At 62.2% G+C, this 14,469-nt stretch carries 10 protein-coding genes; 8 read left to right on the top strand and 2 right to left on the bottom strand.

The annotated features are described in order from the left end of the window. Positions 1-212: 212 nt before the first annotated feature. The 4 genes from CQ14_RS37670 to CQ14_RS37655 all read left to right on the top strand — a co-directional run. Positions 213-2,944: [protein-PII] uridylyltransferase (locus CQ14_RS37670; RefSeq protein WP_245320831.1), on the top strand; the 2,732-nt coding region annotated here is incomplete at its 5' end. 975 nt (positions 2,945-3,919) lie between these two features. Then, positions 3,920-5,686 (top strand): PAS domain-containing sensor histidine kinase, encoded by a 1,767-nt coding sequence (locus tag CQ14_RS37665; RefSeq protein ID WP_245320829.1) that lies wholly within the window; start codon positions 3,920-3,922, stop codon positions 5,684-5,686. Next, the gene (locus CQ14_RS37660; RefSeq protein WP_057862787.1) at positions 5,683-6,351 is read left to right on the top strand and encodes a response regulator transcription factor; all 669 of its coding nucleotides are present in this window, start codon (positions 5,683-5,685) and stop codon (positions 6,349-6,351) included. The genes CQ14_RS37665 and CQ14_RS37660 overlap by 4 nt, the downstream gene beginning before the upstream one ends. Positions 6,352-6,456: 105 nt before the next feature. After that, positions 6,457-6,828 (top strand): response regulator transcription factor, encoded by a 372-nt coding sequence (locus CQ14_RS37655; protein ID WP_057862840.1) that lies wholly within the window; start codon positions 6,457-6,459, stop codon positions 6,826-6,828. A 737-nt stretch (positions 6,829-7,565) separates the two neighbouring features. Here CQ14_RS37655 and CQ14_RS37650 read toward each other — a convergent pair. Then, positions 7,566-8,081 (bottom strand): methylated-DNA--[protein]-cysteine S-methyltransferase, encoded by a 516-nt coding sequence (locus tag CQ14_RS37650; RefSeq protein WP_156435826.1) that lies wholly within the window; start codon positions 8,079-8,081, stop codon positions 7,566-7,568. 110 nt (positions 8,082-8,191) lie between these two features. On the opposite strand from CQ14_RS37650, the gene CQ14_RS37645 reads away from it, so the two are divergent. From CQ14_RS37645 to CQ14_RS37635, 3 genes are all read left to right on the top strand, one after another. After that, on the top strand, positions 8,192-8,554 hold the full coding sequence (locus CQ14_RS37645; protein WP_057862785.1) for a DUF1304 domain-containing protein: 363 nt from the start codon (positions 8,192-8,194) through the stop codon (positions 8,552-8,554). Between the two features lie 120 nt (positions 8,555-8,674). Continuing rightward, positions 8,675-9,898, top strand: a complete 1,224-nt coding sequence (locus CQ14_RS37640) for an ABC transporter substrate-binding protein (protein WP_057862784.1) — start codon at positions 8,675-8,677, stop codon at positions 9,896-9,898. A gap of 288 nt (positions 9,899-10,186) precedes the next feature. Next, a complete protein-coding gene (locus tag CQ14_RS37635) occupies positions 10,187-11,413 on the top strand; it encodes an ABC transporter substrate-binding protein (RefSeq protein WP_057862783.1) in 1,227 nt (408 codons plus the stop codon). 207 nt (positions 11,414-11,620) lie between these two features. Here the strand turns inward: CQ14_RS37635 and CQ14_RS37630 are convergent, their stop codons facing one another. After that, on the bottom strand, positions 11,621-12,046 hold the full coding sequence (locus CQ14_RS37630) for a DUF1330 domain-containing protein (RefSeq protein WP_057862782.1): 426 nt from the start codon (positions 12,044-12,046) through the stop codon (positions 11,621-11,623). 145 nt (positions 12,047-12,191) lie between these two features. Between CQ14_RS37630 and CQ14_RS37625 the strand changes: the two genes are divergently transcribed. Continuing rightward, a complete protein-coding gene (locus tag CQ14_RS37625) occupies positions 12,192-14,405 on the top strand; it encodes a transglycosylase domain-containing protein (RefSeq protein WP_057862781.1) in 2,214 nt (737 codons plus the stop codon). Positions 14,406-14,469: the final 64 nt, after the last annotated feature.

Below are 14,469 nucleotides of genomic sequence, written 5' to 3'. Positions count from 1 at the left end.
CCATTGATTTTCAATAAGTTAGATTGCAGCGCAACGAGAAAATACATACCTTCAACGCGGCGGAGTAAGCACAGCTTTACCCAGGCGGTTCGGAATCCAGCATAGAATTGCCTTTGGCTTACAATCATCAGTGACAGCCTCTGCGCCGTCCGATATCGGGGAGACCNNNGTGACTGAAGACCGCCCCGAGGCGGATGACCGTTTCGATANNNCCGCGGCGGTCGATGCCCTGGCCGAGAAACATGCCGGCCGCGAGGATGTGTTTCGTTCGGCGCTGGCGCAACTCCTGAAGGCCGAGATGATCGCGGCGCGCGCCACCGCGCAGGCCATCCTGCTGAAGGACCGTCACGGCCGCCGCTGCGCCGAGCGGCTCTGCTTCATGCAGGACGAAATCATCCGCATCCTCTACTCGGCTGCGACGCGGCATCTCTATCGCTCGCACGTGCCCTCCGGCGCCGAGCGCATGGCCGTCGTCGCCACCGGCGGCTACGGCCGCGGGCTGATGGCCCCGGAGTCCGACATCGATCTCTTGTTCATCCTGCCCTACAAGCAGACCGCCTGGGGCGAGCAGGTCGCCGAAGCCATTCTCTATTGCCTGTGGGACATGGGACTGAAGGTCGGCCACGCCACGCGCTCGGTCGACGAGTGCATCCGCCAGGCGCGCGGCGACATGACGATCCGCACCGCGATCCTGGAGACGCGGTTTCTGACCGGCGACCAGCCGCTCTATGACGAACTGGTCACGCGCTTCGACAGGGATGTCGTGCAGGGCACGGCTTCGGAATTCGTCACCGCGAAACTCGCCGAGCGCGAGGAGCGGCACCGCCGCGCCGGACAGTCGCGCTACCTGGTCGAGCCCAACGTCAAGGACGGCAAGGGTGGCTTGCGCGACCTGCACACGTTGTTCTGGATCGCCAAATACGTCTACCGCGTGCGCGAGACCGATGAGTTGGTCGAGCGCGGCGTGTTCGACGCGCAGGAATACCGCACCTTCCGTCGCTGCGCCGATTTCCTGTGGTCGGTGCGTTGCAATCTGCATTTCGTCTCGGGGCGTGCCGAGGAGCGGCTATCGTTCGACATGCAGCGCGAGATCGCGGTCCGCCTCGGCTACACCTCGCATCCCGGCATGCAGGACGTCGAACGCTTCATGAAGCACTACTTCCTGGTCGCCAAGGACGTTGGCGACCTGACCGCGATCCTGTGCGCCAAGCTGGAGGACGAGCAGGCCAAGCCCGCGCCGGTGCTGAGCCGCATGGTGGCGCGGCTGCGGCCGGGCATCAAGCGGCGGCGGGTGCCCGACAGCGACGACTTCATCATCGACAACAATCGCATCAACCTCGCCGCGCCCGATGTCTTCAAGCACGACCCGGTCAATTTGATCCGGATCTTCCAGCTGGCGCAGAAGAACAACCTCGCCTTCCATCCCGACGCGATGCGCACGGTGACGCGCTCGCTGAAACTGGTGAACTCCCAGCTTCGCGAAAATCCGGAAGCCAACCGGCTGTTCATGGAGATCCTGACCTCCGATAACGCGGAGATCGTGCTGCGGCGCATGAACGAGACCGGCGTGCTCGGTCACTTCATCCGCGCCTTCGGCAAGATCGTGTCGATGATGCAGTTCAACATGTACCACCATTATACGGTGGACGAGCATTTGATCCGCTGCATCGGCTTCCTGCAGGAGATTGAACGCGGCGGCAATGACGAGTTCACGGTCGCGAGCGACCTGTTCCGCAAGATCCAGCCCGAGCATCGCGCGGTAATCTATATCGCGACGCTGCTGCACGACGTCGCCAAGGGCCGCCCGGAGGATCACTCGATCGCGGGCGCCAGGGTGGCGCGGCGCTTGTGCCCGCGGCTCGGCTTTTCCGCCGCCGACACCGAGCTGGTGGCCTGGCTGATCGAAGAGCACCTGACAATGTCGACGGTGGCGCAGTCGCGCGACCTCTCCGACCGCAAGACGATCGAGAATTTTGCCGCCGTCGTACAATCGGTCGAGCAGATGAAACTTCTGACCATCCTGACCACCGCCGACATCAGGGGCGTCGGCCCCGGCGTGTGGAACGGCTGGAAGGCGCAGCTCCTGCGCACGCTGTACTACGAAACCGAGCCGGTCCTGACCGGCGGCTTCTCGGAAGTGAACCGCGCGCAGCGCATCGCCGTGGCGCAGTCCGAATTCCGCGCCGCCTTCACCGAATGGCCGGAGGCGGAACTCAACGCCTATATCGCCCGGCACTATCCGGCCTACTGGCTCAAGGTCGACCTGCCGCGAAAGATTCGCCAGGCGCGCTTCATCCGCGCCAGCGAACAGGCCGGACACCAGCTCGCGATCAATGTCGGCTTCGACGAGGCGCGCGGCGTCACCGAACTGACGATACTCGCGACCGACCATCCCTGGCTGCTGTCGATCATCGCGGGCGCCTGCGCATCCGCCGGCGCCAACATCGTCGACGCGCAGATCTACACCACGACCGACGGCCGCGCGCTCGACACTATCGCGATCTCGAGGGAATACGACCGCGACGAGGACGAGGGACGGCGCGCCACCCGCATCGGCGAGATGATCGAGCACGTGCTCGAAGGCAAGTTGCGGTTGCCCGAAGTAGTGGCGCGCAAGGCCGCCAACCGCGGCAAGGTGCGCGCCTTCGTGGTCGAGCCCGAGGTCATCATCAACAATCAGTGGTCGGACCGCTACACCGTGATCGAGGTCTCCGGCCTCGATCGCCCCGGCCTCTTGTACCAGCTCACGACAGCGATCTCGAAGCTCAACCTCAACATCGCCTCCGCCCATGTCGCGACCTTCGGCGAACGCGCCCGCGACGTGTTCTACGTCACCGATCTGCTCGGCGCCCAGATCACCGCGCCGACCCGCCAGGCCGCGATCAAGAGCGCGCTGATTCACCTGCTCTCCAGCGAGGACAACGTCGCCCAGCCGGCGGCGTGATTGCTGGCTCCGTCATTGCGAGCGCAGCGAAGCGATCCATACCTCAAACCGGGGATAGATGGATTGCTTCGCTCCGCTCGCAATGACGCGGCGAGATAGCGACNACAATACTCGACTGTCATCCCCGCGCATGCGGGACAAATCGGATATGGGCGTNGCTTCAGAAGCAGCTAAAAAGGACGAAGTATCTTTCGAAAAAATTGTTGCAATTTACGATAGCTGGGACGCCGTCCGGCAACCACGATGCACTGCGCTCGCAGCCGGGCTTCCACCCCTCATGCGGGGGTTTGAGCGATCTGTTTGGCATGAGTCCAACCTTGGGACTCGAGTGCCGCCAAGCTCGTCGCCACGAAGGCGAGATAATTTGTCTGGGAAACCAGAACGCCCAGATCGAACAGGACGAGCAAAGCTTCCCACGGGTTCCCTGCCGGCACGGCGACTGCTCGCTTGCCACCATCAATCACGGAAGGTCGGAAGCGGCGATCGGATCTCCGCTGCTTTGCTTCGGGTCCGATGTCATCTGAGCAACGGATCAGATGCAGGCGTGCTTTCGGCATATCAGTCCCCAGAGTTCAGTCGGCAATCCCCGAACGAACGGGTTTGACAACAGCGACGGTTGCAACATGCAAGACGTCAGATCGATGGGTTTTCCGGAACACCGCATGGCAAGACCGGCGTTCTGCCGCCATCCGGTTCGCCAGTCAGCGTAATCATCGAAAAGCAATGGGCCATTGAACAGAGGTTGATCCCAAACTTTCCATTCGGTTGAGCGGATCATACAGACGTTTAGGATCGCAGCCTGCCCCTCATGCGACGGAAGATCGCGCCCGCAGGTCGATGAGGCACGAAGGGACCGGCCGATTTTACCGTTCGGACATCCGAAAAGCTGGTAACATCCAGCCTGTTAGGAGGGCGACGTTGTCGCCGCTGATGATAGCGAACAGCTAGCGACGCAGCGCCGCTCGGAATGGCCGAGTGTCAGTGCTGATGATCCGGAAGCCGACGATAAAGTCCTGGCGCTCGGCCGAGCAATGGCTGCTCGGCAGCATGGCGCTGGCCTTGGGCACGGTAGCCGGTATCTGGCTGCTGCTCGATCCGGTCCCGATGGCCGTGCCTCATTTCGCCGCCCTCGTGCTGCTGATCGCTTCGCTTGCCGCCTCGTTGATCATGATCGGCCTGGCGGGCCGCACCCGCCGGCAGATGGAAGCCATGCTTCAGGGCCGAGCGAGCGCCGAAGCGCGCGCGATCGAGACGCTGCGCAACAGCGAAGCACAATGGAAGGAAGTCTTCGAGCACAACCCGGTGATGTACTTCATGGTCGATGCGACGGGGACCGTGCTGTCGGTCAACACGTTCGGCGCCGCACAACTTGGCTACTCCGTCAGCGAACTGCTCGGAAAGTCCGTGCTGAAGGTCTTTCCTGCCGAAGAGCAACTCGCCGCCAAGAGCAATGTTGGCGTATGCCTGGAGAATATCGGCCAAACCCACAGTTGGGAAATCTGCAAGGTTCGCAAGGACGGTTCGTCGCTCTGGGTTCGAGAAAACGCCAAGGCCGTGCGGCGGCTGGATAATCAACTGATCGTGCTGATCGCGTGCGAGGACATCACCGAACGCAAGGAGGCTGAAAATGCCTTGCGGCAGAGCGAAATGTATCTGGCCGAAGCCCAGCGATTGAGCCGCACCGGCAGCTTCGGCTGGCGCGCCGGCAGCGACGAAATCATCTGGTCGGAAGAAACCTTCAGAATCTTTGGATTCGACAAGGCGCCTTCAATCAACCGGGCCACCGTGATCCAACGCATCCATCCCGATGATCGCGCGCGCGTTCTACGAACCACCGGGCGTGCGTTGAGCGAATGGAAGGACTTCGAGCATGGCTATCGGCTGCTGATGCCTGACGGCTCGGTCAAGCATGTCCACGCCAGGGCCCATGCGGTGAAAGATACATCGAGCGGCATCGATTTTGTCGGGGCAGTTTCGGACGTCACGGCGCGCAAGCGAGCCGAGATGGAATTGCATGAAGCACAGGCGACCCTCGCGCATGTCACGCGCGTGACCGCGCTTGGCGAACTTGCCGCCTCGATCGCCCATGAGGTGAATCAGCCGCTCGCCGCCGTCGTCACCAATGCCGCGGCATGCCGGCGCTGGCTCGATCGCGATCCTCCCGATCTGAAGGAAGCGCGCGGGACCCTGGAGTCGATCATCAAGGACGGCACTCGGGCCGGCGAAGTGATCCAGCGCGTCCGCGCGCTTGTGAACAAGGCTCCCGATCAGAAAGCGCCCCTCAACATCAACGATGTCATCAATGAGGTCATCAGCCTGGTGCAGCATGAACTGCTCAACCACCGGATATCGTTGCAGCTGGAACTCTCCCCCGCTCTCCCCCTGGCCGTCGCCGATCGGGTCCAGTTGCAACAAGTGATCCTGAACCTGGTCATCAACGGCATCGAGGCCATGCAGCCGGTCATGGACCGGCCGCGGGAACTGATGATCCGGACATGCCAGGACGAAGCCCGGCAGATCATGGTGACGGTGAAGGATTGCGGCGTCGGGCTTGCCACCGAGAATGCTGACCGGCTGTTCGACGCCTTCTTCACGACCAAATCCGGCGGCATGGGAATGGGCCTGTCGATCTGCCGCTCCATCGTCGACGCTCATGGCGGACGGCTGTCCGCATCCGGAAATGCCGGACCTGGCGCGACATTCCACTTCACCCTGCCACTGGATCAGGAGGGTGCACCATGACCGGGCGCCAGGCATCGCCTTCCCTCGCAGGCGCCGAAGATCCGATCGTCTTCGTCATCGACGACGATTCTTCGGTACGTGAGGCACTGAGCAGTCTCTTCCGGTCGGTGGGGTTGCGCGTCGAGGCGTTCGGTTCGGCTCACGAGTTTCTGCAACTGAAGCTTCCGAATGTCCCGAGTTGCCTGATCCTCGACATCAGACTACCCCGCGTGAGCGGCCTCGACTTTCAGGCCGAACTCGCCAAGGCCGACATTCACATCCCGGTCATCTTCATGACGGGGCATGGCGATATTCCGATGACGGTCCGCGCCATGAAGGCCGGGGCCGTCGATTTTCTGACCAAGCCGTTCCGCGATCAGGACATGCTGGATGCCGTAACCGCGGCAATCGAACGCGACCGCAACAGCCGCGATGAAGCGAAGGTTCTCTCAAACCTGCACGAGCTTTTCGCGACCCTCACTCCCCGGGAGCGGCAGGTGATGGCGCTCGTCACGACGGGGCTCATGAACAAGCAGATTGCAGCCGAAATCGGCCTGGCCGAGATCACCGTCAAGATACATCGCGGGCACATCATGCGGAAAATGGGGGCGAAGTCGCTGCCTGACCTGGTGAGGATGGCCGAGCTGCTCGGGATCGGGCCCGCATCCGGCCAGCCGCAAACCTAAGTATGATTTTCCCGCCCTGATTTGCAGCGCACTCTTCCCCTACGCGGCGGCACAGCAAAACACACCCTCTGGTCGTCTCCAGAAAGGACTGCCTTGTCCAACCCGATCATATCAATCATCGACGATGACGGATCGGTCCGCGCCGCGACCCACAATCTTGTGCGGTCGCTCGGCTACGTCGTGAACACATTTGCGTCGGCCGAGGAGTTCCTGCGATCGCCGCGCCTGAACGACACGTCATGCATAATAACGGATATCAGAATGCCCGCCATGAGCGGGCTCGACCTGCAGGAACATTTACTCGCCACCGGACGCAGATTTCCATTCATCTTCGTCACGGCCTTTTCAGTCGAAAGCGACCGCGACCGCGCCATGAAGGCGGGAGCGACCTGTTTCCTGAGCAAGCCGTTCGATGGGGAAACGCTGATCCAGTGTCTCGAAGCCGCGCTGGCGTCAAACTGCCAGTCCGCCAGATGAGCGGGCCCTGTCCGCGCGCGGGCCATTCATACGTAAGGATGACCGCGCCAAACATCTAGACGAATTGAAGATAATCCAGCGACGGCGCAAAACTTCGCGTGTCCTTCGAGAAGCGCAGGACGCAAGCATCACACATTTTTAATTCGGCAAGTGGCAATTCCTCAGAAGGAGGTCGCCATGCGTACAGAACCGCGTTGTTCCGAATGTGACTGCGAAGACCCCAAGATCATTGCCCTGCGAAATCCAGGACGCGAACGCTACTGTGGGCGCTCCTGTCTCGACAAAGGTCACGAGAATTTCATTCGTTGGATCCGACGTGCAAATGCGGAGGTCGCGTCATGAGCAATTGTTGCGGAAATCCGGAATGCAAGCGCCCGTTCGGGCTGGTCCGGCGTAGCTGGTACTTCCAGCAGTTTTGTTCGGCGAGTTGCCGCGACATCTACAGGCGCCAACTGGAGCGGAACCGGACCTATTGGAAATGGCTCTACCAGGTACCGGCACCTGCGGGCCGCAGAGACTACTGCTCCAGTCGATGAGCGCGGAGGAACTATGCTGACCACGGTGAATGCGATGCTGATCGGAGCGCTGCTGGCGTGGGGCCCCCTGCTGATTGTGTTCATCTATATCTTGCGGGACATGCGAAACGCACCCCGTGAGCGCGATTGACCTGAAACGGCGGACGCCCCCGAGCGCGATTTCAACGCACCCGGCCGATCAGCCCCTCCTGTTCCGGAGCATTAGATCTCCACGCCCTCGTGCTTGAGCAGCCAGCGCTTGCGCTCGAGCCCGCCGCCGTACTTCACCAGCGAACCGTTGGCGCCGATCAGGCGGTGGCAGGGCAGCACCACGCTGATCGGATTCGAGCCGTTGGCGTGGCCGACGGCACGAACGGCGCGCGGCATCCGGAGCTTTGCGGCGAGCGCGCCGTAGCTCATCGTCGTTCCGGCCGCGATCTTCGGCAATGCGTTCCAGACCTTCTGTTGGAACGGCGTGCCGGCAACGCGCCAATCGATCGCAGCGAGGCGATCGAGGTCGCCCTTGAAATAGCCGGTCAAGGCAACGCGTAGATCGCGTGGCGCCCGCGCATCGTTCAAATTCACAACACCATAATGCAGCCGCAGCAACTGCTTCATGCGCGGCTCGTAGTCTTCCCAATCCAGCGCGCGGAGCAGGCCGTCCGTGTCCGTGACCAACAGCGCGGTCCCGATCGGCGTCGGCAGGCGGTCGAGATTGAAGCGTTCGGGCATCGTCATTCCCTGAAAATATCCGCGTAGCGAAAAATATCCGCGGGGGCATGGCGCACTTTTCACCCGTAGCGTGCTAGCGTCCACCCGAATTCCGCTGCCGGTTGGGGGACCGCAACATGATCTTCATCGCCAATGCTCTGGTCGCGGTGGTCGCCGCGCTTCATGTGTTCTTTCTCGTGCTGGAGATGTTTCTCTGGGACAAGCCGCTGGGCCTGAAAGTCTTCCGCAACACCATCGAGAAGGCTGCGGACTCCAAGGTGCTGGCCGCCAATCAGGGGCTGTATAACGGCTTCCTCGCAGCCGGCCTCGTCTGGGGCCTGTTTCATCCCAATCCAGCCTTCGCGTTCCAGATCAAGGTGTTCTTCCTGCTCTGCGTGATCGTGGCCGGCGCCTATGGCGCGGCGACCGTCAGCCGCCGGATTCTCTACGTGCAGGCGGCGCCCGCGGCGCTTGCCCTGGTCCTGCTCTGGCTGGCGTGAGGCATCCCTCCTCGCTGCCTTGCATTGGCAAAACCGTTCCGCCACACTCCCTGGCAACGATGACGGCAGGCCATCCGATGGCCGGCACAGGATCATCGGCCAACATACGGGAGTAGCGACATGAGACGTGGCGTTCTTCATCTGATTGCAGGTACTGCGGTTGCGCTCGCGCTGGCCTCACCGGCCGTTGCGCAGAAGAAATACGATACCGGCGCGACCGACACCGAGATCAAGATCGGCCAGACCGTTCCGTTCTCGGGCCCTGCATCCGCCTATGCCGGCATCGGCAAGACGCAGGCGGCCTACATGCGGATGATCAACGAACAGGGCGGCATCAATGGCCGCAAGGTCAACCTGATCCAGTATGACGATGCCTATTCGCCGCCCAAGGCGGTCGAACAGGTGCGCAAGCTCGTCGAAGGCGACGAGGTGCTGCTGACCTTCCAGATCATTGGCACGCCCTCGAATGCCGCCGTGCAGAAATATCTCAACGGCAAGAAGGTGCCGCAGCTCTTGGCGGCGACGGGCGCATCGAAGTTCACCGACCCGAAGAACTTCCCGTGGACGATGGGCTTCAATCCCAATTACCAGTCCGAGGGGCGCATCTACGGCCAGTACATTCTGAAGCATCATCCCAACGCCAAGATCGGCATCCTCTATCAGAATGACGATCTCGGCCGCGACTACATCACCGGCCTGAAGGAGGCGCTCGGCGGCAAGGCCGCGTCGATGATCGTCGCCGAAGCTTCCTATGAATTGACTGATCCGACCATCGACTCGCAGATCGTCAAACTGAAAGCCGCCGGCGCCGACCTGCTCTACGACGCCTCGACGCCGAAATTCGCGGCGCAGGCGATCAAGAAGGTCGCCGACCTCGGCTGGAAGCCGGTTCACATCCTCGACATCAATGCGAGCCCGGTGTCGGCGACGCTGAAACCCGCCGGCCTCGACATCTCCAAGGACATCATCTCGACCAACTACGGCAAGGATCCCGGCGATCCGCAGTGGAAGGACGACGAGGGAATGAAGGCCTATTTTGCCTTCATGGACAAATATTACCCGGAGGGCGACAAGCTCAACACCGTCAACACCTACGGCTATTCGACCGCGGAATTGCTGGTGAAGATCCTCAAGCAATGCGGCGACGATCTCACCCGCGAAAACATCATGAAGCAGGCGGCCAATCTGAAGAACGTCACCGGCAGCCTGTCGCTGCCCGGCATGGTCACCAACACCTCGCCGACCGATTATCGCATCAACAAGCAGATGCAGATGATGAAGTTCAACGGCGAGCGCTGGGAACTGTTCGGTCCCATCATCGAGGATGCCGGCCCGGCCGGTTAGGCTCTGGCTCTTCGTGTCCCGGCGAGGCGGTGCACCGTTACACGGCGCACCGCCTCGGGACGCGAGATTCCCGGCCCGAACGATGAGCCTCGCGCCTGCATTAATTCGAGGCAAATGACGAGCTGGATTCTTTTTGTGCAGACGGAACCTGCGCCTTTTGTCGAGTGCCGCTGCATCTTGCAATGCAATATCGCTTCCGCCACTATCGTGGCAGCGATGGCATCCGCTGGGCTCAAGCCCCGGGCAAGTTCATTAGCTCAATCATAAACACACGAGGAATACAGCAATATGAGGAAGGGTTTTTTCCAGCTGGCCACCGGCACGGCGCTCGCATTGGCGCTGTCGGTCTCGACGGCGTCCGCGCAGAAAAAATACGACACCGGCGCGAGCGACACCGAGATCAAGATCGGCCAGACCAATCCATTCAGCGGACCGGCCTCCGCCTACGCCACCATCGGCAAGACCCAGGCCGCCTATATCAAGATGATCAACGATCAGGGCGGCGTGAACGGTCGCAAGATCAACCTGATCCAGTATGACGACGCTTACTCGCCGCCAAAGGCCGTCGAGCAGGTGCGCAAGCTGGTGGAGAGCGACGAGGTGCTGCTCACCTTTCAGCTGCTCGGCACGCCCTCGAACGCGGCGGTCCAGAAATATCTCAACAGCAAGAAGGTGCCGCAGCTGTTCGCCGCGACCGGCGCCTCGAAGTTCACCGACCCGAAGAACTTCCCCTGGACGATGGGCTTCAACCCCAACTACTTCGTCGAGGGACGCATCTACGGCCAGTACATCATCAAGGAACATCCGAACGCCAAGATCGGCGTGCTCTATCAGAACGACGACCTCGGCAAGGACTATTTGAACGGCATCAAGGCCGGCCTCGGCGACAAGGCGGCGAAGATGATCGTGGCGGAAGCCTCCTACGAAGTCTCCGACCCGACCATCGATTCGCAGATCCTCAAGATCAAGGACGCCGGCGCAGACCTGTTCTTCTCGGCGACCACGCCGAAGCAGGCGGCGCAGGCGATCAAGAAGATCCACGAGCTCAACTGGAAGCCGGTGCACATCCTCGACATCAACGCCACCTCGGTCGGCGCCGTCATGAAGCCGGCGGGGCTTGAAGCTTCCAAGGGCGTGATCAGCGTCAACTACGGCAAGGACCCGCTCGATCCGACCTGGAAGGACGATCCGGGCATGAAGAAGTATTTCGAGTTCATGGCGAAGTACTATCCGGATGGCGACAAGGATTCGAGCTTCAACTCCTATGGCTACATGACCACGCAGCTCCTGATTCATGTGCTCAAGGCATGCGGCGACAATCTGACCCGCGAGAACGTATTGAAACAGGCCACCAGCCTGAAGAACGTTCAGCTCGATCTTCTGCTGCCGGGCATCACCGCCAACACGTCGCCGGACGATTATCGCGTCAACAAGCAGCTGCAGATGATGAAGTTCAACGGCGAGCGTTGGGAAATGTTCGGCCCGATCCTCGAGGATAAGGGTCCTGCGGGCTAGGCTTGCGACCCAATCGAAACGATCGGCGGAAAGAAGCGATCGGCGGCCCTTCGGGGCCGCCGATTTTTTTGCTGCAAGACCTCATCCTGAGGAGCGGCGCTTGCGCCGCGTCTCGAAGGATGGATGGCACCAGCCGGGCCACATGGTTCGAGACGGCGCTCGCGCGCCTCCTCACCATGAGGGTCTGATGATTGACCGAACCGATACTTACTTCGGAATCTCGCCAAACGTCTTGCCGACCGGCAGCACGGCGTGCCGGATCAGGCGGGAATCTTCCACCGCGGCCTGGCGGTGCTTGACCGCCTCGCGATAGACAGGATCGCGGATCATTTCGGCAAACGCGGCAACGCTGGGGTATTCGGCGATGAAGCAATGATCCCAGCGCTCGTCCTGCGGTCCGATCAGCATCAGTTCGAACCTGCCCTGCCACACGATCCGTCCGCCGAGCCGTTCGAACACCGGGCCGCTTTCCCGGCCATAGGCGGCATAGGCCTCCGCACCGGTCGCCTTGCGGCCGTCGGGATAGGCGGCCTGCTCGCGCAGCCGGACCAGGTTGAGCATGTGGATCGGACCCGGACGGTCGTTGGCCCGAAATTGCGCAAATACTTCCTTGGTGGGATCGATGTGGCCCATGCGGATTTCCCCGGAGAACGCTGTGGCTTGCACCAATCCTAATACGGTCCCGCCGCACCTCCTAATCGCGCATTAACCTTTCCGTAACCGACCCTTAAACAGCCGCCGGTAGCGTGCATCAGGACGGGTGTGAGCGGCGTTTGTGATGGCGTGGGGACGGAAAAAGAGCGGCGGACGCAAGGAGCCGCTGTTCGGGCTTCCGGCAGCGCTCGCGGACCTGCGTCTGTCGCCCGCGGACCGCATTCCGGACGCCACCGACGAAGACGACAAGCCGAAAAAGCCAGTGCCGAAGCGCAAGCACGAAGAGGACGACGACGAGCCGCCGCGCGAGCGCAAAGCCCGCACGGCCAAAAGCGGAGCCAAGCGGCGCTCGAAACGCCGCATCAAGTTCGGCCGGCTGGTCTATTGGGGCGCGGTGCTCGGCCTGTGGGCCGCGATCGCCATCATCGGCGTCGTGGTCTGGGTCGGCGCGCATCTTCCGGCGATCCAGTCGCTGGAAATCCCGAAGCGCCCGCCGACCATCCAGATCACAGGCATCGACGGCAGCGTGCTGGCTTCGCGCGGCGAAGCGCCGGGCTCCAACGTCGCGCTGAAAGACCTGCCGCCTTATCTGCCGAAGGCGTTCATCGCCATCGAGGACCGCCGCTTCTATTCGCATTACGGCATCGACCCCGTCGGCATCGCGCGCGCCGTGGTCGCCAACGTCCTGCATCGCGGCGTCTCACAGGGCGGCTCGACGCTGACGCAGCAGCTCGCCAAAAACCTGTTCCTGACCCAGGAACGGACGATGGCGCGCAAGCTGCAGGAAGTGGAGCTGGCGCTATGGCTGGAGCGCAAGCATTCCAAGAACGAGATTCTCGAGCTTTACCTCAATCGCGTCTATTTCGGCTCCGGCGCCTACGGTGTGGAAGCCGCTTCGCAGCGCTATTTCGGCAAATCAGCGAAGAACGTCACGGTCGCGGAAGCCGCGATGCTGGCGGGCCTCGTCAAATCGCCGTCGCGGCTGGCGCCGAACCGCAACCCGGAAGGCGCGGAGCAGCGTGCCCGAATCGTGCTCGCAGCGATGGCGGAAGCCAAATTCATCAGCGACGCCCAGGCCAAGGCTTCGATCGGCCATCCCTCCTACAATGTGAAGCCGGCGGGCGCGGGCACCGTCAACTACGTCGCCGACTGGATCGGCGAAGTGCTCGACGACCTCGTCGGCCAGATTGACCAGAGCATCGTGGTCGAGACCACGATCGATCCGAAGCTGCAGAGCACGGCCGAAGCCGCCATCATCGACGAACTGGCGGCCAAGAGCGTGAAATTCAACGTCACGCAGGGCGCGCTGGTGGCGATGACCCCCGACGGCGCGGTGCGCGCCATGGTCGGCGGGCGGAACTACGCCGAGAGCCAGTATAACCGCGCGGTCACGGCCAAACGCCAACCCGGCTCGGCGTTCAAGCCGTTTATCTATCTCACGGCGATCGAAGGCGGGCTGACGCCGGAGACGATCCGGCAGGACGCGCCGCTCGACCTCAAGGGCTGGCGGCCCGAGAACTACACCCATGAATATTTCGGCGCGGTGACGCTGACGCAGGCGCTGGCGATGTCGCTCAACACGGTCGCGGTGCGGCTGGGGCTAGAGGTTGGACCGAAGAACGTGGTGCGGACCGCGCACCGGCTCGGCATCTCATCGAAGCTCGACGCCAACCCCTCGATCGCGCTCGGTACCTCCGAGGTCTCGGTCATCGAGTTGGTCGGAGCCTATGCGCCGTTCGCCAATGGCGGGCTCGGCATCTCCCCCTATGTGGTGACCAAGATCCGGACCAATGAAGGCAAGCTCTTGTATGTACGGCAGCCTGACCAGCTCGGCCAGGTGATCGAGCCGCGCCATGCCGCGATGATGAATACGATGATGCAGGAAACTCTGCTGTCGGGCACCGCGCGCAAGGCCGAGATTCCGGGCTGGATGGCCGCCGGCAAGACCGGCACCAGCCAGGATTTCCGCGACGCCTGGTTCATCGGCTACACCGCCAATCTCGTCACCGGCGTCTGGCTCGGCAATGACGACAACTCGCCGACCAAGAAAGCAACCGGCGGTGGCCTGCCGGTGGAAGTCTGGACTCGCTTCATGCGCACGGCCCATCAGGGCGTTCCGGTGGCAGCGCTGCCGAACGCGCAACGCGGCGGCTTCATGTCGAACCTGTTCCAGACCGCGTCGCAAGTCAGCACCGCGCCGCCGCCATCAGCCCCGCAGAGCGGTTCGTATCGGCCGGCGCCGGCACGCAGCTCCCCGCCGCCGCCCAATCCGAATGCACGGCCGGAGGCTGCGGCGGGACTCGACGGCTGGCTGGTAGATCGCTTGTTTGGAAGATAGCTCGTCGCNCCAACGGGTCGCGCGAATGCGCGCCCGATGACAGGCTCCGCGCAATCCGGGAACA

This window comes from Bradyrhizobium lablabi (assembly GCF_001440475.1).
In the GTDB taxonomy this organism is placed as follows: Bacteria; Pseudomonadota; Alphaproteobacteria; order Rhizobiales; family Xanthobacteraceae; genus Bradyrhizobium; species Bradyrhizobium lablabi.
This window is presented reverse-complemented; position numbering and strand designations above follow the sequence as displayed.